Annotated in this window: 20 protein-coding genes; 14 read left to right on the top strand and 6 right to left on the bottom strand. The window is 71.3% G+C overall.

Annotated elements, in window-relative coordinates:
• Positions 1–9 precede the first annotated feature (9 nt).
• From CLV68_RS30085 to CLV68_RS30075, 3 genes are all read left to right on the top strand, one after another.
• Complete coding sequence (locus tag CLV68_RS30085; RefSeq protein ID WP_121394391.1) at positions 10–828, top strand: phosphate ABC transporter ATP-binding protein; 819 nt, start codon at positions 10–12, stop codon at positions 826–828.
• A gap of 90 nt (positions 829–918) precedes the next feature.
• Positions 919–1236, top strand: a complete 318-nt coding sequence (locus CLV68_RS30080; RefSeq protein ID WP_170224670.1) for an STAS domain-containing protein — start codon at positions 919–921, stop codon at positions 1234–1236.
• A 155-nt stretch (positions 1237–1391) separates the two neighbouring features.
• Positions 1392–2204 carry an ankyrin repeat domain-containing protein gene (locus CLV68_RS30075; protein ID WP_147460220.1) on the top strand — a complete coding sequence of 271 codons (813 nt, stop codon included), beginning with the start codon at positions 1392–1394 and terminating at the stop codon, positions 2202–2204.
• Here the strand turns inward: CLV68_RS30075 and CLV68_RS30070 are convergent.
• A complete protein-coding gene (locus CLV68_RS30070; RefSeq protein ID WP_211346814.1) occupies positions 2201–2938 on the bottom strand; it encodes a CAP domain-containing protein in 738 nt (245 codons plus the stop codon). The genes CLV68_RS30075 and CLV68_RS30070 overlap by 4 nt on opposite strands.
• A 113-nt stretch (positions 2939–3051) precedes the next feature.
• Between CLV68_RS30070 and CLV68_RS30065 the strand changes: the two genes are divergently transcribed.
• The 3 genes from CLV68_RS30065 to CLV68_RS30055 all read left to right on the top strand — a co-directional run bounded on the left by CLV68_RS30065 (position 3052) and on the right by CLV68_RS30055 (position 6095).
• Positions 3052–4428 (top strand): sigma-70 family RNA polymerase sigma factor, encoded by a 1377-nt coding sequence (locus CLV68_RS30065; RefSeq protein ID WP_121394388.1) that lies wholly within the window; start codon positions 3052–3054, stop codon positions 4426–4428.
• 108 nt (positions 4429–4536) lie between these two features.
• Positions 4537–4944 carry a YciI family protein gene (locus tag CLV68_RS30060; protein WP_121394387.1) on the top strand — a complete coding sequence of 136 codons (408 nt, stop codon included), beginning with the start codon at positions 4537–4539 and terminating at the stop codon, positions 4942–4944.
• Positions 4941–6095, top strand: a complete 1155-nt coding sequence (locus CLV68_RS30055) for an RNA polymerase sigma factor (protein WP_121394386.1) — start codon at positions 4941–4943, stop codon at positions 6093–6095. The genes CLV68_RS30060 and CLV68_RS30055 overlap by 4 nt, the downstream gene beginning before the upstream one ends.
• Before the next feature lie 15 nt (positions 6096–6110).
• Here the strand turns inward: CLV68_RS30055 and CLV68_RS30050 are convergent, their stop codons facing one another.
• Together CLV68_RS30050 and CLV68_RS30045 are read right to left on the bottom strand one after the other, a co-directional pair.
• Positions 6111–7493 carry a lactate utilization protein B gene (locus CLV68_RS30050; protein ID WP_121394385.1) on the bottom strand — a complete coding sequence of 461 codons (1383 nt, stop codon included), beginning with the start codon at positions 7491–7493 and terminating at the stop codon, positions 6111–6113.
• On the bottom strand, positions 7490–8176 hold the full coding sequence (locus CLV68_RS30045; protein WP_121394384.1) for a (Fe-S)-binding protein: 687 nt from the start codon (positions 8174–8176) through the stop codon (positions 7490–7492). Before CLV68_RS30045 ends, CLV68_RS30050 begins: the two co-directional genes overlap by 4 nt.
• Positions 8177–8366: 190 nt before the next feature.
• Between CLV68_RS30045 and CLV68_RS30040 the strand changes: the two genes are divergently transcribed.
• From CLV68_RS30040 to CLV68_RS30030, 3 genes are all read left to right on the top strand, one after another.
• Positions 8367–10718: a Tex family protein gene (locus tag CLV68_RS30040; RefSeq protein WP_121394383.1), complete on the top strand. Its 2352-nt coding sequence runs from the start codon at positions 8367–8369 to the stop codon at positions 10716–10718.
• 467 nt (positions 10719–11185) lie between these two features.
• On the top strand, positions 11186–11800 hold the full coding sequence (locus CLV68_RS30035; RefSeq protein WP_121394382.1) for a LutC/YkgG family protein: 615 nt from the start codon (positions 11186–11188) through the stop codon (positions 11798–11800).
• Positions 11801–12110: 310 nt separating this feature from the next.
• On the top strand, positions 12111–14018 hold the full coding sequence (locus tag CLV68_RS30030; RefSeq protein ID WP_246010186.1) for a Calx-beta domain-containing protein: 1908 nt from the start codon (positions 12111–12113) through the stop codon (positions 14016–14018).
• 66 nt (positions 14019–14084) lie between these two features.
• Here CLV68_RS30030 and CLV68_RS30025 read toward each other — a convergent pair whose 3' ends face one another.
• The 3 genes from CLV68_RS30025 to CLV68_RS30015 all read right to left on the bottom strand — a co-directional run bounded on the left by CLV68_RS30025 (position 14085) and on the right by CLV68_RS30015 (position 15422).
• Positions 14085–14288, bottom strand: a complete 204-nt coding sequence (locus CLV68_RS30025; RefSeq protein ID WP_092783594.1) for a cold-shock protein — start codon at positions 14286–14288, stop codon at positions 14085–14087.
• Positions 14289–14450: 162 nt separating this feature from the next.
• The gene (locus CLV68_RS30020) at positions 14451–14840 is read right to left on the bottom strand and encodes a hypothetical protein (protein WP_121394381.1); all 390 of its coding nucleotides are present in this window, start codon (positions 14838–14840) and stop codon (positions 14451–14453) included.
• A gap of 9 nt (positions 14841–14849) precedes the next feature.
• A complete protein-coding gene (locus tag CLV68_RS30015) occupies positions 14850–15422 on the bottom strand; it encodes a TetR/AcrR family transcriptional regulator (protein ID WP_246010185.1) in 573 nt (190 codons plus the stop codon).
• A 49-nt stretch (positions 15423–15471) separates the two neighbouring features.
• On the opposite strand from CLV68_RS30015, the gene CLV68_RS30010 reads away from it, so the two are divergent.
• From CLV68_RS30010 to ctaD, 5 genes are all read left to right on the top strand, one after another.
• The gene (locus tag CLV68_RS30010) at positions 15472–16542 is read left to right on the top strand and encodes an FAD-dependent monooxygenase (RefSeq protein ID WP_121394380.1); all 1071 of its coding nucleotides are present in this window, start codon (positions 15472–15474) and stop codon (positions 16540–16542) included.
• 83 nt (positions 16543–16625) lie between these two features.
• Positions 16626–17267 (top strand): M50 family metallopeptidase, encoded by a 642-nt coding sequence (locus CLV68_RS30005; RefSeq protein ID WP_121394512.1) that lies wholly within the window; start codon positions 16626–16628, stop codon positions 17265–17267.
• 92 nt (positions 17268–17359) lie between these two features.
• Entirely contained in the window at positions 17360–18031 is a 672-nt protein-coding gene (locus tag CLV68_RS30000; protein ID WP_121394379.1) for a TetR/AcrR family transcriptional regulator, read from the top strand.
• 239 nt (positions 18032–18270) lie between these two features.
• Positions 18271–19512, top strand: a complete 1242-nt coding sequence (locus CLV68_RS29995; protein ID WP_121394378.1) for an aldehyde dehydrogenase family protein — start codon at positions 18271–18273, stop codon at positions 19510–19512.
• Positions 19513–19654: 142 nt separating this feature from the next.
• Entirely contained in the window at positions 19655–21430 is a 1776-nt protein-coding gene (gene ctaD / locus CLV68_RS29990) for an aa3-type cytochrome oxidase subunit I (protein WP_121394377.1), read from the top strand.
• Positions 21431–21487 lie beyond the last annotated feature (57 nt).

Genomic DNA, 21487 nt, shown 5'->3' with positions numbered 1-21487 from the left:
GGAGGACCGATGACCAGCGTGTTGCCCCACCCCCAGCCCATGGCCGCCGCCGAGTTGGCGAGCATCGACGCGCGGGAGGTGTCCGCGTGGTTCGGGGAGCGCAAGGTGCTCGACCGGGTGTCGTTGTTGATGCCCGGCGGGTCGGTGACCGCGTTGATCGGGCCGTCCGGGTGTGGGAAGTCGACGTTCCTGCGGACGCTCAACCGGATGCACGAGTTGATCCCGGGGGCGTCGTTGGCCGGGGAGGTGCTGCTCTCCGGGACCGACATCTACGACCCGGCGCGCAAGTTGACCGACGCGCGCAAGCAGATCGGGATGGTGTTCCAGAAGCCCAACCCGTTCCCGGCGATGTCGATCTACGACAACGTGGTGGCCGGGCTCAAGCTCACCGGGCTCAAGGCGACCCGCTCCGAGCGGGACGACCTGGTCGAGCAGTGCCTGGCGAAGGCGGGGCTGTGGGTGGAGGTTCGCGACCGGCTGCGGCAGCCCGGTGGCGCTCTCTCCGGCGGGCAGCAGCAACGGCTCTGCATCGCGCGGTCGCTCGCGGTGCGGCCCAAGGTGTTGCTGATGGACGAGCCGTGCTCCGCGCTTGACCCGACCTCGACCCGGCGCATCGAGCAGACGATCGCCGAGCTCGCGCACGAGGTGACGATCATCATCGTGACGCACAACATGCAGCAGGCCGCCCGCGTCTCGCAGCAGTGCGCGTTCTTCCTCGCCGAGCAGGGCACGCCGGGGGTGATCGTCGAGGCAGGGCCGACGACGCAGATCTTCGGCGCGCCGGTCGACCAGCGCACCGCCGACTACGTGCACGGCCGCTTCGGCTGATCAACCCGATCGTGGGGTCGGCGCGGACCGGGTCACGCGGGTAGCGTGGGAGACCGGCACGGTTCGCGTGGGGGTGTGGTGGATCTACGGTTGGACCCTGCTCCCGCCCCGGGGGTGGTCCTGGTCGCCATCGGCGGCGAGGTCGACCTGGTCGCGGCGGGCATCCTGGAGCGGTTCCTGCTCGGCGCGGTCGCCGAGCAGCGCAGCAGCAAACCGGGGCTGATCGTCGACCTGTCCGACGCCGAGTTCTTCGGCTGCGCGGGCCTCAACGCGCTGCTGGCCGCCCAGCGCAGGCTCGAGCGCACCGGCGGCTGGCTGCGCCTGGTCGACATCTCCGCCGCCGTCGCCCGCGTCCTCGACGCCAACGGCATGAACACCCACCTCAAGGTGACGACCTCGGAGAAGTGAGATGCCACCCGTCCTCACGGCGAGGTGTGTCCACGGAGAGCGTGGACCTGGTCGGACGGGGTGTCATCTGGGGGCGACCCCCAGACCCCCGCGGCCCGACGGCTTCCGCTGCGGCGGGGTACCTTCGCGGAAGGCGTGTGGTCAAGGGGTGAACGGTGCCGAGTCCTGACATGGCGGAGGCGGCGGACCGGTCGCCGCACCTGGTGACCGAGTTCGCCTCGCCGGCCGACGAGTTCCTGGCGCACGCCTGCCTGACCTACGGCGGTGACGACGAGGCCAGGATCGCGCACGCCAGGGATCTGCTGGCCGAGCACCCCGGGATCGACGGGATCGCCGTGGCGGTGGTGCTGGGTGATGTCAGGCGGGTGCGGTCCTGGATCGAGCGGGACCCCGAGGCGGCGACAGCGCAGACCGGGCCGTTCGCGTGGGAACCGTTGCTGTACCTGACCTACGGCCGGTTCGGCGGCGGTGACCCGGTCGGTGTCGCGGAGGTGTTGCTCGCCGCGGGGGCCGACCCGGACTCCGGGTACCTCTGGGAGGGCCTGCCGTCGCCGTTCACCGCGCTGACCGGGTGCTTCGGCCGCGGCGAGGGCGACCAGCCGCCGCACCCCGACGGGCTCGCCCTCGCGCGCGTGCTGCTGGTCGCCGGTGCCGACCCGAACGACAACCAGACCCTCTACAACCGCCAGTTCCGCACCGACGACGACCACCTGCGGCTGCTGTTCGAGTTCGGCCTCGGCCGCGGCGCGCCCCGGTGGTCGATGGCCCCGGAGCCCGCGCGGATGCTGCACGACGTGCTGCTGTGGGCGGCGTCGACCGGCCAGCGCGACCGGGTGGCCCTGCTGCTGGCGCACGGGGTCGACCCCGACCCCGGCATCGAGGGCCACCCGATCCACCGCGGCGCGACACCGCGGGAACTGGCCGAGCACGCCGGGCACCCCGAGGTGGCCGACCTGCTCCGTCCTTAGTGGACTGGAGCTCGGCCGGTGCCGAAGGTCTGCGTCCAGTAGATCCGGTAGCTGCCGCCCTTGTACATCCCGACGCCGATCTCGGTGGACTTGCAGTTGAGGATGTTGGCGCGGTGCCCGGGGCTGTTCATCCACCCGGTCATGACGGCCTCCGGGGTGGCCTGGCCCGCCGCGATGTTCTCGCCGCTGGCCTTGGTGTAGCCCTCGGCCTTGATGCGGTCCCACGGGGTGCGGCCGTCGGGGGAGTTGTGGTCGAAGTAGCCGCGCACCGCCATGTCCTGGCTGTGCTTGCGGGCGGCGGTGGCGAGCTTGTCGTTCCACCGCAGCGGTCCGCACCCGGCCTCGGCGCGCCGGGCGTTGACGATCTCGACGACCGCGAGCTCCTCGGGCTGGCCGCTACCGGCGATCGTGGTCGTCGGCTTGGGCGCGGTCGTCGTGGGCTTGGTCGTGGTCGGCTTGGTGGTGGTGGTGGCGTTCGTCGTGGTGGTCAACGGCACCGTGGTCGTGGTGGTGCTGGTGGGTATGGACGTGCTCGGCGCGGGGCTGGAGCTCGGGTGCGGCCTGGTGGGGTGCGGCCGGGTGGGGGCGCCGTGCAGCGGCTCGCCTACCAGCGCGGCTGGCAGGTCCTGGCGGGCCTCGGTCTGGTTCGGCCAGGCCACCACCATCGAAATGGCCGCTAGCGCCGATCCGGTGGCTGCGGCGGCCAACACGGTGACTCGGCGTCGTGATTTCACGATGGGTAATCCCTTCGGGCGGATCGCGTGTACGCCGGTTGGACGGAGGTCTTGCGCTAGGGATTACGGTCTGAGGCCGAACCGAACGCGAATTTTCTCCGCGGAGGCCCGCCGTGCGACCCAACGACCCCACCGACGCCGACCTCGTCGCGCGTGCGAGAGCGGGGGACACCGGGGCGTTCGCCCAGCTCTACGACCGGCACCGGGACCCGGTGACGCACTTCCTGACCAGGTTCGTCGGTGATCGACACCTTGCCGAGGACCTCACCCAGGAGGCGTTCGTCAGCGCGATGCGCAACCTGCCGTCGCTGCGCCGCCCGGCCCGGTTCCGCCCCTGGCTGTTCAGCATCGCCCACCGGGGTGCGCTGGATCACATCCGCCGCGGCGGCCCGGTCCTGCTGGCCGACCTGCCCGATCTCGTCGACGCGGGCGACCACCCCGCCGAGGCCGTCACCGCCACCGAGGCGACCCGGCTGGTGTGGGACGCCGCCGCGAGCCTGGAACCGCGGCAGTTGGCCATCCTCGAACTCACCTTGCGTGACGACCTGACGACGCCGGAACTGGCGCACGCGCTCGACGTCAGCACCGCCCACGCCGCCGTCCTCGCGCACCGCTCCCGATCCGCCCTGGCCAACGCCGTGCGGATGCTGCTGCTGGCCCGCGACCCGGCGCACTGCCAGCGCCTCGCGTCGATGGTCCCCACCCGGCCCCGCGCGCTCACCCGGTCACAGCGCGTGTCCGTCGACCGGCACCTGCGCCGCTGCCAGGACTGCCGCGACCTGGTCGGCAGGCTCACCGCGCCGCTGGCCGTCCTCGCGGTCCTGCTGTCCGACCCGACGCCCTCGGTGCAGGACCCGGCGTGGGCGTCGGTCGACCCGCGCAGCCACCTCGCGCGCAAGGTCGCGGTCACGGCCGTGCTCACGTTGGGGCTGACCGTGGCCGTGTCGCTCTCACCGCACAACCAGATCCCGCCGGACACCGCGCCGCCGGTGGTCACGACCACCACCGAGATCCCGGCCGTCACCACCTCAGAGCCCAGCCCGGCGCCCACCACGACCACCCGGCCGCCGATCGCGCCGCCGACCGCGAGCAGCGCCCCGGCGGGCCCCGCCGTCGCCCGGCCCGCGTCGGAGCCGTCGCGCCTGGTCGCCGAGCTCAACGACCGCCGGGTCGACCTGGGCTGCCGCCCCCTCCAGGTCGACTCCCACCTGACCACCGCCGCCCAGCGCCACAGCGCCGACATGGCCACCGGCGACTACATCGGCGTCAAGTCCCCGTCGGGGGTCACGGTGTCCGACCGCGCCCAGACCGCGGGCTACCCGGGGATGGTCGGCGCCTTCGTGGCCGCCAGCCGCGAGACCGCCGACGACCTGATGCCGCTGCTGTCGGACTCCCCGGCACTGACCTGCGGCACCAGGTCGATCGGCACGGCGAGGGCGGTCGGCGGGTCCTGCGGCTTCTACTGGACGCTGCTCTACGGGGCCGACTGACAAGTCGCGGAGAAAAGTCCGGCCACGATGTCGAGAACGCGTCACCGGCTCCGTCCCCGCCCTGGAACGCGGCCACACCGGGCCGCACCAGCACCGAGGAGAACAACGATGGCCAAGTACCTGCTGCTCAAGCACTACCGCGGCGCCCCGGCGGCGGTCAACGACGTGCCGATGGCGCAGTGGACCCCCGACGAGATCTCCGCGCACCTGAAGTACATGAACGACTTCGCGGCGCGGCTGGAGCAGACCGGCGAGTACGTCGACGGCCAGGCGCTCTCGCCGGAGGGGACCTTCGTCCGCTACGACGGCGAGGGGCGCCCGCCGGTGACCGACGGCCCGTTCGCCGAGACCAAGGACCTCATCGCGGGCTGGATGGTGATCGACGTCGACAGCTACGAGCGCGCCGTCGAGTTGGCGGGCGAGCTGTCGGCCGCCCCCGGCGCGGGCGGCAAGCCGATCCACGAGTGGCTGGAGCTGCGCCCGTTCTACGGCGTGTCGCCCACCATCACGGAATGACCGCGCCGGTGCCCGGGGCCGTGCTGCGCGGCCTCATCCCGGGTGTCCTCGGGATCCTCGTCCGCCGCGGAGCCGACTTCGCGGCGGCCGAGGACGCCGTGCAGGACGCGCTGCTCGAGGCCGTCCGGGTCTGGCCGAGCGACCCGCCGCGCGACCGGAAGGGCTGGCTGGTCACCGTCGCCTGGCGCCGGTTCCTCGACGCCACCCGCTCGGAGACCACCCGCCGCCGCCGGGAGGAACTCGTCGAGGAGGAACCCGCCCCCGGCCAGGTCTCCCCGGTCGACGACACCCTCCAGCTCTACTTCCTGTGCGCCCACCCCTGCCTGACCCCGTCCTCCGCTGTCGCCCTCACCCTCCGCGCCGTCGGCGGCCTCACCACCCGCCAGATCGCCCAGGCGTACCTCGTCCCGGAAGCGACGATGGCGCAACGCATCAGCCGCGCCAAGCGCACCGTCTCCAGCACCCGCCTCAACCAGCCCGGTGACGTGGCCACCGTCCTGCGCACCCTGTACCTGGTCTTCAACGAGGGCTACTCCGGCGACGTGGACCTCGCCGCGGAGGCCATCCGGCTCACCCGCCAACTGGCTGCCGCGATCGACCACCCCGAGGTGGCTGGGTTGCTCGCGCTGATGCTGCTGCACCACGCCAGGCGGGCCTCCCGGACCGGCCCCGGCGGCGGCCTGATCCCGTTGGCCGAGCAGGATCGCGGGCTGTGGGACACCGCCTTGATCGCGGAAGGCGTGGACATCGTGCAGTCCGCGCTGTCGCGCGACCGGTTGGGGGAGTTCCAGGCGCAGGCGGCCATCGCGGCGTTGCACGCCGACGCGCTGGTGGCCGCGGAGACCGACTGGGTGCAGATCGTCGAGTGGTACGACGAACTGGTCCGGCTGACCGACAGCCCGGTGGTCCGGCTCAACCGGGCGGTCGCGGTGGGGGAGGCGGACGGGGCCCGGGCCGGGCTGGCCGCGTTGGCCGGGCTGGACGAGTCGCTGCCCCGGTACGTGGCTGTGGCCGCGTACCTGCGGGAGCGCGATGGGGATCTTGTTGCCGCCGCGCGGTTGTACGCGGAGGCGGCGGCGAAGGCAGCGACCTTGGCCGAGCGGGAGCACCTGACCCGGCAGGCGGCTCGGGTGAACGCGGGACTCGCCTGAGTCCGGGGCCCACTCTCACGCGCGTCCACCCCACCAGTCCCGAAAGGACTCCTCGGCGGGTGCGGGGAGGTCCCGAGCCTGGGTCCACTTCCGCCACGGCCCCGGCAGCCACCCGGCCACGCGGGTGCCCAGAGCGGTCAACCGGCGGACAGCGGCGAACCGCGAGGAACTGCCCAGCACCCACGCCGCCGCGCGCATGACCGCCCGTTCGCGCGGCGGGTGGGCCACCTCGCCGCGCAGGTGCACCAGCGCCCGGGGGATGTCGATCTTCACAGGGCAGACGTCGAGGCAGGCGCCGCACAGGGTCGACGCGTACGGGAGCGAGTCGGCGACCGGGTCGGGGCCGCGCAGCTGCGGGGTGAGGATGGCGCCGATGGGGCCGGGGTAGACCGAGCCGTAGGCGTGACCGCCGACGCGTTCGTAGACGGGGCAGACGTTGAGGCAGGCGGAGCAGCGGATGCAGCGCAGCGCGTCGCGGCCGATGTCGTCGGCCAGGGCGGTGGTGCGGCCGTTGTCGAGCAGGACGAGGTGGAACTCGCGGGGGCCGTCGCCGGGGGTGGTGCCGCGCCAGATCGAGGTGTACGGGTTCATCCGCTCGCCGGTGGCCGAGCGGGGCAGCAGTTGCAGCACCACCCCGAGGTCGGCCGTGGTCGGGATGACCTTCTCGATGCCGACCACGCTGATCAGCACCTCCGGCAGCGTCAGGCACATCCGGCCGTTGCCCTCCGACTCGACCACCACCAGCGCGCCCGTCTCGGCCACCGCGAAGTTCGCGCCGGACACCGCGACCCTGGCCGAGAGGAACGCGCGCCGCAGGTGCGCCCTGGCCGCCGCGGCGAGGGCGACCGGGTCATCGGTCAGGTCCGGGTCGACGCCGGGCATCTCGCGGCGGAACAGGTCGCGGATCTGCGCCCGGTTGCGGTGGATCGCCGGGACCAGGATGTGCGACGGCCGGTCGTGTCCCAACTGGACGATCAACTCGGCCAGGTCGGTCTCCAGCGCGGTGATCCCGGCCGCGGCGAGCGCCTCGTTGAGGCCGATCTCCTGCGTCGCCATGGACTTGACCTTGACCACCTCGGACGCGCCTGCCGCGCGCACCAGCCCGGCCACGATCCCGTTCGCCTCGTCGGCGTCGCGCGCCCAGTGCACCACCCCGCCCGCCTCGGTGACGCGCTGTTCGAGCTGGACCAGGTAGGTGTCCAGATCGCGCAGGGCGCGGTCCTTGATCGCCCGGCCCGCCTCGCGCAACTGCTCCCAGTCGTCGCGCTCGGCCACCACGGCGGCCCGTTTCGCGCGGATCGTCCCGGTGGCGGCGCGCAGGTTCGCGCGCAACTGGCTGTCCCGCAACGCCTCGCGCGCGGCCTCGGGGAACGGCGGCATGCCGAGCCAGGTGCTCATGTGCCCGCCAGGATCTCGGCGACGTGCAGCACGCGCGTGCCCGACCGCCACCGGGACAGCAGGCCACCGATGTGCATGAGGCACGAGTTGTCGACCGCCGCCAACACCTCCGCGCCGGTACCGAGCACGGCGCGCGCCTTGTCGGTCCCCATCGCCACCGAGGTGTCCGCGTTCTTGAGGGCGAACGTGCCGCCGAACCCGCAGCAGTGCGTGGCGTCCGGTAGGTCTATCAGCCGCAGGCCGCGCACCGCGCGCAGCAACGTAGTCGGACGGTCACCGAGATCGAGCAGGCGCAGACCGTGGCACGTCGGGTGGTAGGTGACCCGGTGCGGGAACGCGGCCCCCACGTCCGTCACCCCCAGCACGTCCACCAGGAACTCGGTGAACTCGTAGACCGGCGGCGCTTCCCCCACCAGGTCGCGGTAGTTCTCCCGGACCATCGCCACGCACGACGCCGACGGGGACACCACGTGGTCGAGACCGGCGAAGTCGCGGACGAACTTGCGCGCGAGAGGACCGCACTCGCGCTGATAACCGGTGTTGAAGTGCGCCTGCCCGCAACAGGTCTGCGCGGGCGGGAACACGACCTCGTGCCCCAGCCGCTCCAGGACCTGGACCACGGCCTTGCCCGCGGCCGGGAACAGGGTGTCGTTGAGGCAGGTGAGGAACAGCCCGACCCGCACGGTGTCCTCCTCTCGTTGGGCCGACACCCTTTATCGCACAGGCCGGGCGCCGGTGCCCGCGGTTGTCCACAGGCCGGGCCGGTCCACAACCCCCGGAGTTGTCCACAGGCCGGTGCCCCCGCCGCCCGCACCCCGCGCCGATCGACCAGAATGCAAACAGGCAGTGACCAACACGTGGGAGCGAAGGCCGATGACCACAGCAATCCACCAGCGCATCGCCGAGGAGCTCGGGGTGCGCGAGCGGCAGGTGGCCGCCGCCGTCGAGCTGCTCGACGGGGGCTCGACCGTGCCGTTCATCGCCCGCTACCGCAAGGAGGTCACCGAGGCGCTCGACGACACCCAGCTGCGGACCCTGGAGGAGCGGCTGCGCTACCTGCGCGAGATGGAGGAGCGGCGCACCGCGATCCTCGACTCGATCCGCGAGCAGGGCAAGCTCGACGACGCGCTCGCCGCGCAGATCATGGCGGCCGACTCCAAGGCGCGCCTGGAGGACATCTACCTGCCGTACAAGCCCAAGCGGCGGACCAAGGCGCAGATCGCGCGCGAGGCGGGGTTGCAGCCGCTGGCCGACCAGCTGCTCGACGACCCCGCGCACGACCCGCGCGAGGTGGCCGCCGCGTTCGTCGACGCGGACAAGGGCGTCGCGGACGCCGCGGCGGCGCTGGAGGGCGCGCGGTCGATCCTGGTCGAGCGGTTCGCCGAGGACGCGGACCTGATCGGCGAGCTGCGCGAGCGGATGTGGACGCGCGGGGTGCTGGCGTCCAAGGTCCGCGAGGGCAAGGAGGAGGACGGGGCGAAGTTCTCCGACTACTTCGAGTTCTCCGAGCCGTTCGAGCGGCTGCCGTCGCACCGCGTGCTGGCGATGCTGCGCGGGGAGAAGGAAGAGGTCCTCGACCTGACCCTGGAGCCGGATCCCGACGCGGACCCGACCGCGATCCCGCCGGTGCGCAGCGACTACGAGATCCGGATCGCGGCCCGCTTCGGCGTGGCCGACCGGGGCCGCGCGGGCGACAAGTGGCTCTCGGACACCGTCCGCTGGGCGTGGCGCACCCGGATCCTGGTGCACCTGGGCATCGACCTGCGCTCGCGGCTGCGGCAGAACGCCGAGGACGAGGCGGTCCGGGTGTTCGCGATGAACCTGCGCGACCTGCTGCTGGCCGCGCCAGCCGGGACCAGGGCCACGATGGGGCTCGACCCCGGTTTCCGCACCGGCGTCAAGGTCGCGGTGGTGGACGCGACCGGCAAGGTGGTCGCGACCGACGCGATCTTCCCGCACGTGCCGCAGCAGCGCTGGGACCAGTCGCTGGCCACGCTGGCGAAGCTGGCCGCCGAGCACCGGGTCGAGCTGATCGCCATCGGCAACGGCACCGCGTCGCGGGAGACCGACAAGCTCGCCGGTGAGCTGATCAAGAAGTTCGCCGAGCTGAAGCTGACCAAGGTCGTGGTGTCGGAGGCGGGCGCGTCGGTGTACTCGGCCTCGGCGTTCGCCTCGCAGGAACTGCCGGGGATGGACGTGTCGCTGCGCGGCGCGGTGTCCATCGCGCGGCGGTTGCAGGACCCGCTCGCGGAGCTGGTGAAGATCGACCCGAAGTCCATCGGCGTCGGGCAGTACCAGCACGACCTGTCCGAGGTGAAGCTGTCCCGCTCGCTCGACGCGGTGGTCGAGGACTGCGTGAACGGCGTCGGCGTCGACGTGAACACCGCGTCCGCCCCGCTGCTGACCAGGGTGTCCGGCATCGGCGCGACCCTTGCCGACAACATCGTGGCCCACCGCGACCAGCACGGCCCGTTCCGCACCAGGAAGGGCCTCAAGGACGTCGCCAGGCTCGGCGCGAAGGCGTTCGAGCAGTGCGCGGGCTTCCTGCGCATCCCCAGCGGCGACGACCCGCTCGACTCCTCCAGCGTGCACCCCGAGTCCTACCCGGTGGTCCGCCGCATCCTCGCCTCGACCGGCGGCGAACTGCCCACCCTGATCGGCAACACCGCGAAGCTGCGGTCACTGCGCCCCCAGGACTTCGTCGACGACGCCGTCGGCCTGCCCACCGTCACCGACATCATCGCCGAACTGGAGAAGCCCGGCCGCGACCCGCGCCCCGAGTTCAAAACCGCCACCTTCGCCGACGGCGTGGAAAAACTGGGCGACCTCCGCCCCGGCATGACCCTCGAAGGCGTAGTCACCAACGTCGCCGCCTTCGGCGCCTTCGTGGACATCGGCGTCCACCAAGACGGCCTGGTCCACGTCTCCGCCCTCTCCCACAACTTCGTCAAAGACCCCCGCGAAGTAGTCAAATCCGGCGACGTGGTCCGCGTCAAAGTCCTGGACATCGACATCCCCCGCAAACGCATCTCCCTCACCCTCCGCCTGGACGACGACCTCCCCACCCCCAACACCCCCACCCAACCCCGCCGAGGCGACAACACCACCTCCCGCCCCCGCCCCGCCCGCACCAACCAACCCAGCGGCCGCCCCCGCCAGTCCACCCCACCACCCCCCACCGGCTCCCTGACCGACGCCCTCCGCCGCGCCGGCTACAAGGAGTAGCCCGAGCTCGTTGGCCGAACCGCGCTCCTTGGAGTCACTGGCCCCAACTGATCGAGACTGTGCGACGTTGACCCCCACCCGGCCCTCACGATCGTTGGTCCCTACACGCCCCTCTACGACGTTGGTCCCTACACGCCCCTCTACGACGTTGGTCCCTACACGCCCCTCTACGACGTTGGCCGAACCGCGCTCCTCGGATCCGCTGGTGCCAAGCCTGCTCGATGGGGCGGACTTGTTTTGTGTGGGGGGACGGCACACGTAGCGTCGTTCGCGGCAGGGCCTGCTTTTCGGCCCCTGCTTTGTGGTTCTGCCCGGGTGTCGTAGGGGCCCCGCGCAAAACAAGTTCGCCGCATCGAGCAAAGCTCGAAACTCGCGCCCAGGCCAATGCCGCAGGCGAGGCGTTCACCGTCGACGCCGCAGGCGAGACCGAGAGCCGCAGATCCCCAACCAGCGACAAGGCGACCCCGATGAACGCCCGCGACGACATCCTCCACAGAATCCAAGCAGCCATCGGCAACGACAGACGCGACATCCCAGTCCCCACCAACTACCGCACCCAGGCCCCCGACAACACCGACATAGTCGAACTCTTCGCCGAAAGAGCCGCCGACTACCGCGCCCAAGTACGCCGAGTCGACCGGGACATAGCCGCCGAGGTACGCCAGGTAGTACAAGAGCTGGAAATCACCTCCATCGCCATCCCCACAGGCTTCCCCGAGCACTACCTAACCGGCCTGGAAGCAGACCTCAAGCGAGACAACCTACCCCTCAGCACCGCCGACCTCGACCGCACCCAAGCCGTCATCACCGAATGCGCCGCCGCCATAGCCGAAACCGGCACCATAATCCTCGGCGCAGAACAAGGCAGGCGGGCCCTCACCCTCCTCCCCGACACGCACCTCTGCATCGTCCACACCGACCGCATAGTCGGAACCGTCCCCGAGGCGCCAGCCGTCCCCACTCCCGCCACCTGGATCAGCGGCCCCTCCGCCACCAGTGACATCGAGCTGCACCGCGTCGAGGGCGTCCACGGTCCCAGGACCCTCGTCGTGCTGTTGACAGCGGTCCATCGTGGACCATGAACCCCACCCGCACCACCGGCACCGAACCCCACCGGGTGGAACGTCGGACCCCCACCACACCCACCACGGGTTCGTGAACCGCTGACGTGACTGGGTGTCGCACTGTCCACAGTGGTGGGCGGATCCGGCGCGTCCAATGTGGTCGGAACCGGCGCGGACGCAGACCGTCTGTCACCATCGGAGCCCGTGCCGTAGCTCGATGGCATGGGGGTGATACCCGGAATGGTGGTCTGTGCGGCTGCCCATTGGCGCGGTGGCGGTGGCGCGCCCACGATCGGATGGGGGATACCGCCATCCGATTGGAGGATCTGTGCGCACACTGCGGAAACCGCTCGTGCTCGCTGTCGTCGTCGCCACGGTGACCACAGGGCTGACCGTCGTCCCGGCCACCGCGGCGCCACCGGGCGTCACACCCTCCATTGTGGACATCGTGCTCACCCCGGGTGGGTCGACGACCATCGCCAAGGCGGTGACCACCCCGCTCATCCCGGTCAACCCCGACGTCGTGTTCCTGGCCGACACCACCGGCAGCATGACCGCGGCCATCGCCAACGTGCGGTCCAACATCGGCAGCCTGGCGGGCACGATCCTCACCGAGCAGCCCACCGCCCGGTTCGGCGTCGCCGAGTACAAGGACATCAAGGACACCATCCCGTACCGGGTCAACCTGCAGCCGACCGCCGACATCGCGGCCGTGCAGGCGGCGACCACGCAGTGGGTGGCGGCGGGTGGCGGTGACTTCCCCGAGGACAACATCAACGCCCTGTACCGGATGGCCACCGGTGACGTGAACTTCCGCGTCGGCGGCGCCCGCGTGATCGCCATGTTCGGTGACGCCCCCTCGCACGACCCCAGTGGCGGCCACACCCTCGACGAGACGGTGGCGGCGCTGCAGGCGGCGAACGTGCGCGTGATCGCGGTCAACTCCTCCGGCCTCGACAGCAAGAAGCAGGCCACCGCCCTGGTCAACGCGACCGGCGGGGTGCTGCTCAACAACGTGGCCTCCGGCGCCGTCCCGCAGGCCATCCTCGACGGGCTGCACGGCATCAGGGTGACGGTCAGCCCGACCGTCAAGACCTGCGCGCCGGAACTGACCGTGGCCGCGACCCCGGTCACCTCGGCCACGGCGGCCAGCGGCCAGGTCATCTCCTTCACCGAGACCATCACGGTGAGCCCGAGCGCTGCCCCCGGTAACTACAGCTGCGTGGTCGACTACCTGGTCGACGGCGTGTCGCTGGGCTACACCCAGTCCACCACGGTCCGGGTGCTCGGCCTGTCGATCAACGACATCACCGTGCAGGAGCCGCGGCTGCTCGGGACCGGCTCCGCGGTGTTCGCGGTGACCCTCAACGCCGCGTCGCCCTCGCCGGTCACCGTCAACTACGCGACCTCCGCGCTCACCGCGACCGCGGGTCTCGACTTCACCCCGGTGTCGGGCACGCTGACCTTCGCGCCGGGCGAGACGTCGAAGACGGTCACCGTCCCGTTGATCGGTGACCTGCTCGACGAGGTGTCCGAGACGTTCCGGGTGACGCTGTCCGGCGCGACGGGGGCCGGGATCGTCAAGGCGGTCGGCACCGCGACCATCGCCGACGGCAACCGCAACGGCAGCTACACCTGCCAGGCGACCGCCGCCAAGCTGGTCGTGCTCGGCGTGGTCGGCGCGACGGCCGCCGTGGCGAACGCGGCGAACGACCCGTGCGCCGAGGCCACCGCGACCCTGATCAACGCCTCGCTGCCCAACGGCATCCTGACGGTGATCACCGGTGACGTCTCCGCCACCACCAACCTCACCCCGGACGACCAGACGATCCTGCCGGTGGCGGGTGACAGCGTCGTGTCGACCGCTGATGTCAGCAGCACCACCATCAGCCTGCTCGGTCTCGCCAACATCCAGGTCGGCGCGGTCACCGCGTCGGCGGGCTACACCTGCACCGCGGGTGCCGGTGGGGTGCTGACCCCGGTGTTCAGCGCGTCGTCGAACGTCGCGTCGCTGCGGGTCAACGGCCTCACCGTCGCCGTCGGCAGCGGCACGCTGGTGATCCCGCTGGTTGTCGGCCAGTTGCGGATCAACGCCACCACCGTCGACGCCAACGGCCAGTACACCCGGCAGGCATTCGCCCTGGACACCTCGGTCGCCACGGTCGTGCTCGGTGAGGCCAAGGTCGGCCTGAAGGGCACCGCGCTCAACCCGACCGCGAACCCCTGCTCCGCCTGATGGACCGGTAGTGCGGAAAGGCCCCGTCCCGAGTCCCGGGACGGGGCCTTTCCGCTTCGTGTTCGATCAGACCGCGGTCACGCCGGTCGCCTGCGGGCCCTTCGAGCCCTGGCCGACCTCGTAGCGCACCTTCTGGTTCTCCTCCAGCGTCCGGAAACCGGCCGTCTGAATCTCCGAGTAGTGCACGAACACGTCAGCGCCGCCGTCGTCGGGGGCGATGAAGCCGTACCCCTTCTCCGAGTTGAACCACTTGACGGTGCCCTGGGCCATGCTTGTCTCCTAGCCGTCCTGCTGGAGGGTGACCGCTGGTGCGGACATCCCAGCCGCCCACCCCGTCCCCGACGTCCCAGGCGGGCGTCACGGGGGCGATGCGAGCGACCACAGCCAGTCAACCACAACAGACCGACAACGGGGAGGAACCCGCGCTGGGTCTTACTTCCGCCCGCGCGACCGCCCCGCCGCCAGCGCCGACAGCGCGCACAGCCCGGCCCAGATCCCGGCCACCAGCGCGGACTTGCGGCGCGCGTCGGCGTCGGGCAGCCCGGTGCCGAACCCGACCGCGTCGGCGATGTCGGCGCTCACCCGCACCGCGATGGCCGTGCGCAGCGCCGTTCCCGCGGGCGCGACCGCCATCGCCAGCCCGGTCGCCACGTCCCTGACCCCGATGCTCCTGGTCAGCACCGCCACCCCGCGCGCGGGCTCGCCGGTCAGCGTGACCAGGCCGGTCGGCTTGGCCATCAGCGCCGGTCGGACCGTGACGGCGGCGCCGTAGACGGCGGTGGCGAGCCCGAGGGCGCGCGGGATCCAGGTCAGCTTGGCCATGCCCGCAGGTTACCGAGGCGGGTCGCCGAGCACCCCTCGGAGCGCCTCGGCGAACGAGCGCAGGACCCCCTCGGCGTCGAGCGGGACGGCGCCCGCGCCCGCGATCCGGTCGAAGATCATCCCGTCCAGGAACGCGACCAGGGCCCGGCCCTGCCGGTCGGGGTCCGGCGCGCCTGCCGCGGTGAGCAGCGCCGAGGCCAGGACCCGGTACCGCTCGCCGACCGCGACCAGCGCCGCCCGCAGTTCGGGCCGCCGGGTCGCCTCCAGCGACAGCTCGTACCTGGCGACCATCCGCGCCCGGTGCACCGTCACCGAGCGCTCGGCCATGCCCGCGATCAGCTCGGCGAGGCGGTCGGCGGAGATCCGCTCCGGCAGCGGGGTGACCGCGGCCAGTTCATCGGCGTCGAGGTCGGCGAGCCGCTCGACGGTGGCGGCCAGCAGCGCGTGCCGGGTGCGGAAGTAGTACGAGCACGAGCCCTCGGGCAGTCCGGCGGCCCGGTCCACCGCGCGGTGGGTCAGGCCGCGCAGCCCCTCGGCGGCGAGTGTGGCGATCGCCGCATCGGTGATCTCGTGGGTGCGCACTCTACGAGTGTAGAGTCCTCTACAGATGTAGAGGACGGCTGGAGGAGACATGCGGACAGCGGCGGTGGTCGGCGGCGGGATCGCGGGCCTGGCGACGGCGATCGGGCTCGGCAAGCAGGGCTGGCGGGTGTCGGTGTTCGAGCAGGCGGCCGGGTTCGCCGAGGTCGGGGCCGGGATCTCGCTGTGGCGCAACGCGTTGCGGGCACTCGACGCCATCGGCGTCGGCGACCAGGTGCGGGCCAGGGGCGCCAGCCCGGGCAGTGGTGGCCTGCGGGACAAGCACGGGCGGTGGCTGGCGGCGTCCTCGGCGGCCGACCTGGTGATGATCCACCGCGCCGACCTGCTCGAAGTCCTGCTCGGCGCCGTCCAGCCCGGGGTGTTGCGGCCCGGGACCCCGGTCGACCGGTTGGCGGTCGTGGACGGCAAACCGATCGTCAACGGGGAGCGGTTCGACCTGCTCGTGGGCGCTGACGGTCTCCGTAGCACCGTCCGTGCCACCTTCTGGCCGGACGCCAAGCCGCCGCGCCCCACCGGGCACACCGCGTGGCGCATGGTCTTACCTGCCAAAGACGTCACACCTAGCGAGACCTGGGGTGACAGGCAGGTCTTCGGCATCTTCCCCATGAGCGACGACAGGGTCTACGCCTACGCCGCCGCGGTAGCGCCACCGAACACCGTCTTCCCGGACGGTGACCTCGCCGAGCTACGGCGCCGCTTCGCGGACTGGCACGACCCGATCCCCAGCCTCGTCAACGCCACCGAGACCGTGCTGCGCCACGACCTCTACTACCTGCCGGACCTGTCGACCTACGTCAACGGCCCAGTCGCCCTCGTCGGAGACGCCGCCCACGCCATGACACCCAACATGGGCCAAGGCGGCTGCCAGGCACTAGAGGACGCGGTGACCCTCGCGGCCACCGCCGACGACCTCGCCCACTATGACGCCCTGCGCAGGCCGCGGTCGCAGCGCATCGCCCACCGCTCGCGCAGCACCGGCAAGTTCGTCCACAGCGGCGCCCCCTGGCGCGACACCCTGGTCCGGTTGCTGCCGTCGAGCCTGGCCACCCGGGCCGTCGAGAGGGCACTTGACTGGTACCCGCCGGTCGCCACCCCGGGTTGAGGGAAGATCGTGGGGTGCAGATAGCCGCTACCAAGGACCTCTGGCAGCAGATCTTCGGTGACCAGTGGGAGCCGCCTGCGACGATGGTGCTGGTCACCGCCGGGGCGGCCCTGGTGATCGTCCTGGTCAACGCCCTGTGGCGACCCGCCCGCACCGTGATCACCATCGTGCACGAGGCAGGCCACGCGCTGATCGCCCTGCTCGCGGGCCGCAGGCTCACCGGCATCCGGCTGCACTCGGACACCTCCGGCGTCACCGTCTCGCGCGGCAAGCCGGAGGGCCCTGGGATGGTCTGCACGGCCCTCGCCGGGTACGTCGCGCCGTCGCTGCTCGGGCTCGCCTTCGCCGCGCTGCTGGGCACCGACCGGGTGACGGCGGTGCTGGTGATCTGCGCGGTCCTGCTGTTCGCCGTGCTGATCATGATCCGCAACGCCTACGGGGTGTTCGCCATCGTGGCAACCGGCGCCGTGCTGTTCGCGGTGTCCTGGCTGGCCACCGACGAGATCCAGGCCGGTTTCGCCTACCTCATCGCCTGGTTCCTGCTCCTCGGCGGCCTGCGCCCGGTGTTCGAGCTCCAGGCCAAGCGCAGGCGCGGTCACGCCCGCGACTCCGACGCCGACCAGCTGGCCAGGCTCACCGGCGCACCCGGCTTCTTCTGGGTCGGCACCTTCGCGATGGTCAACACCGGCGCGGTGCTGCTCGCGGCGGGGTGGCTGCTGCTCTAGCGTGCGACCGCGCTCGATGTTCTCCCGTGGGCGTGTCCTCACCCGCACTTCGCGCGTTGTGCTCGGCAGGACCCCACCGAAAGGTCGACACCATGACCGAGGCACAAGGGCGACCCCAGCGACGCACCCAGCGCGAGCGCCGCGAGGCCACCGTGGGCAAGCTCGTCGACGCCACCATCGCCGCCATCTCCGAGGTCGGCTACGCCAAGGCGTCGGTGCAGGAGATCTGCCGCCGCGCGGGCGTGTCCCACGGTGGGCTGTTCCGGCACTTCGAGACCCGGCTGGACCTCGTCGTCACCGTCACCGAGGAGGTCGGCCGCCGCCAGATCGCCGGGTTCGTGGCCAAGGTGCACCCGTTCTTCGCGGAGCCGGACGACCCGAGCGGGTCCGGAGACCCTGCCGGGTCTGGGGCGGACGACTTCGTGGAGGTGCTGCGGGCCATCCGGGAGGCGTCCCGGTCCCCGCTCAACATCGTCTGGTTCGAGCTGCTGCTGGCCGCCCGCACCGACGACGAGCTACGCGCCCGCCTCGCCCGCACCATCGAGGCGTACTCGAAGGACATCTACCTCACCGCGCTGCGCATCCCGGCCATCGCCGCCCAGCCGGACGAGATCCGCCAGGTCGCGGTGTTCACCGGCCTGCACATGTTCGACGGCGAGACCTTCGTCAACGCCGTCTACCCGCGCCCCGACCTCGACGAGAAGCGCCTGCGCTTCGTGGCCGCCTTCTACGCGTCCACCCTCACTGGCCGGACGGGTGGCTAGCGCTGGTTGTGGGGAGGCGTTGAGCGCAGCGTCCACCCTCACTGGCCGGACGGGTGGCTAGCGCTGGTTGTGGGGAGGCGTTGAGCGCAGCGTCCACCCTTACCGGTCGAACGGACAGTTAGCGCTGGTTGTCGGGCAGCGTCGACCCTCACCGCTGCTCCGGAACGCGACGGTTGGCGCAGGTGGGCCATGCGGCAGACTCCGTGCCTAGTCAGGCCCACCTGCGAAGGGATCGATCCGTGTCCGACCAGCCCACCATCGGCGAACTCGTCTCCGCGTGCGCGACCAGGGCGTTCGCCGCGGCGCCGTCGCTGGCGGGTGCGGACGACGAGACCATCGACAACGCCATCGCCGAGATCGCCGCCCGGCTCTCCTCCGCGCGCGCCAAGGTCCTCGCCGCCAACGCCGAGGACGTCGCCGCTGCCGAGGCGGCTGGCATGAGCGGTGGCCTGCTCGACCGGCTGCGCATCACCGAGGAGCGGCTCGCCGAGATGGCCGAGCAGGTGCGCCTGCTCGCCTCGGTGCCGCACCCCGCGCGGTCCCGCGAGGTCCGCACCCTCGACGGTGACCTGCGCCTGGTCGAGTTGACCCGCCCGGTCGGCGTCATCGGCGCCAACTACGAGGCCAGGCCGAACGTCACCGTCGACATCGCCTCCCAGCTGGTGAAGTCCCGCAACGGTGGCGTGCTGCGCACCGGTTCCGCCGCCCTGCGCTCGGCGACCACCCTCATCGAGCACGTCGTCGCCCCCGCCCTGTCGGACGCGGGCCTGGACCCCGACGCGATCCAGCTCGTGCCCAGCCCGGACCGCGAAGCTGCCGGTGCCCTGGTCGACCTGCCGCACCTGGTGCCGCTGGTCATCCTGCGCGGTAGCGGTGAGAGCACCCGTGAGCTGGGCCGCCGCGCCGCCGCGTCCGGGGTGCGCACGCTCGCGCACGCCGACGGCGGGGGAGTCCTCTACTACGACACCAAGGCCGACCCGGCCGTCGCCGAGGACCTGATCACCCGCAGCCTCGACCGGCTCGGTGTCTGCAACCGGCTCAACCTGCTGCTGGTCCACCGCGACGTCTACGACGCGGCGCTGCCCGGCATCCAGGCCGCCCTCGCCGCCGCGGGCGTCACCGCCTCGCTGCCCCCGCACGACCACGCCGTCGGCTACGAGTGGGCGCTGGACGCCGACCGCGAGGCCACCGTGACCGTCACCCCGGTCGACGACCTCGCGCACGCCGCCCGCGTCGCCAACACCGAGACCTCTGGCCTGGCCGCGGGCATCGTCACCGCCGACCGCGCCCGGGCCGAGGAGTTCATCGCCGCGTACACCGGAACGGGTGTCTTCTGGAACGCCCCGACGCGCCTGCTGGACGGCTTCACGCTGCTCGGCGTGCCGGAGACCGGGATCAACATCGACCGCGTCCCCGGCCCCCGCGGCCCGGTCACCTTCACCGACCTGACCCTGCGCCAGTACGCCGTCCTGCCGGTGTGAGCTGGGCAACTGCTGATCGACAGTTGTCCACAGCACACCGTCCCCACCCGAGCCCAGGCCCACCACCGGGGCTACGATCCCCCCAACGGGCCGATCTGCCGGTCCGCCCGAGGACGCCCACCACCAGCAGCAGGAGGCAGGAGTGACGGCAGTAGCCCCGCAGCCGATCGCCACGCGGCCCTACCCGGCGCGCGAGACGGCCAAGGGTTCGTACCTGCTGCGGCTGTTCCGCACCACGGACCACAAGCAAATCGGCATCATGTACCTGGTCACCTCGTTCGCCTTCTTCATGGTGGGCGGCGCGATGGCCATGCTGATCCGGTCCGAGCTCGCCGTTCCCGGCCAGCAGTTCCTGTCGCAGGAGCAGTACAACCAGCTGTTCACCATGCACGGCACGATCATGCTGCTGCTGTACGCGACGCCGATCCTGTTCGGGTTCGCCAACTTCGTGCTGCCGCTGCAGATCGGCTCGCCGGACGTGGCGTTCCCCCGGTTGAACGCGTTCTCGTACTGGCTGTACCTGTTCGGCGGCTTGATCGTCATGTTCGGGTTCCTGACCCCGGGCGGCGCGGCCGACTTCGGCTGGTTCGCCTACACCCCGCTGTCTGACAAGATCCACTCGCCCGGCGTCGGCGCCGACCTGTGGATCACCGGTCTCGCGGTCGGCGGTCTCGGCACCATCCTCGGCGCGGTCAACATGCTGACCACCATCGTCTGCCTGCGCGCGCCCGGCATGACCATGTTCCGGATGCCGATCTTCACCTGGAACATCCTGATCACCAGCGTGCTGGTGCTGCTCGCGTTCCCGATCCTGACCGCGGCCCTGTTCGGCCTGCTGGCTGATCGACAACTCGGGGCGCACGTGTTCGACCCGGCCAACGGCGGCGTCATCCTCTGGCAGCACCTGTTCTGGTTCTTCGGCCACCCAGAGGTCTACATCGTCGCGTTGCCCTTCTTCGGCATCGTCTCGGAGATCTTCCCGGTCTTCAGCCGCAAGCCGCTGTTCGGCTACCGCGGCCTGGTCTACGCGACCCTGGGCATCGCCGCCCTGTCGGTCACCGTGTGGGCGCACCACATGTACGCCACCGGCGCGGTGCTGCTGCCGTTCTTCTCCTTCATGACGTTCCTCATCGCGGTCCCGACCGGCGTGAAGTTCTTCAACTGGATCGGCACCATGTGGAAGGGGCAGTTGACCTTCGAGACCCCGATGCTGTTCAGCGTCGGCTTCCTGGTCACCTTCCTCTTCGGCGGCCTCACCGGCGTGCTGCTCGCCGCCCCCGCGATCGACTTCCACGTCTCGGACACGTACTTCGTCGTCGCGCACTTCCACTACGTGCTCTACGGCACCATCGTGTTCGCGACCTTCGCGGGCATCTACTTCTGGTTCCCGAAGATCACCGGCCGGTTCCTCGACGAGCCGCTGGGCAAGCTGCACTTCTGGACCACGTTCATCGGCTTCCACGGCACGTTCCTGGTCCAGCACTGGCTGGGCAACGAGGGCATGCCGCGCCGCTACGCCGACTACCTGCCGACCGACGGCTTCACCACGTTGAACATCGTCTCGACGATCGGCGCCTACATCCTGGGCGCCTCGACGCTGCCGTTCATCTACAACGTGTTCAAGAGCTACCGGTACGGCGAGATCGTCACCGCCGACGACCCGTGGGGCTACGGCAACTCCCTGGAGTGGGCCACCAGTTCCCCGCCGCCGCGGCACAACTTCACCGAACTGCCCAGGATCCGCTCCGAGCGGCCCGCCTTCGACCTGCACTACCCGCACATGCGGGAGGCCACGGAAGCGGACAAGTACGTGGGCCTGATGGGTGGCCACGGCCACAAACCGGCCCCATCCGAGGTCGTTGCCGAGAAGATGAACCCCGACGAGATCTCGAAGGGCGACCCCACGTTGCCCAACTGAGCGAACCCGGCCGCCCGGCGTCGACCGAGCGGGACCGGTGGAAGGACTGAGACGGGT

Origin of the sequence: Actinokineospora cianjurensis (assembly GCF_003663795.1) — a bacterium.
Lineage (GTDB): Bacteria > Actinomycetota > Actinomycetes > Mycobacteriales > Pseudonocardiaceae > Actinokineospora > Actinokineospora terrae.
Note: the sequence above shows the minus strand (reverse complement) of the source record. Positions and strands in the feature narration are given on the sequence as shown.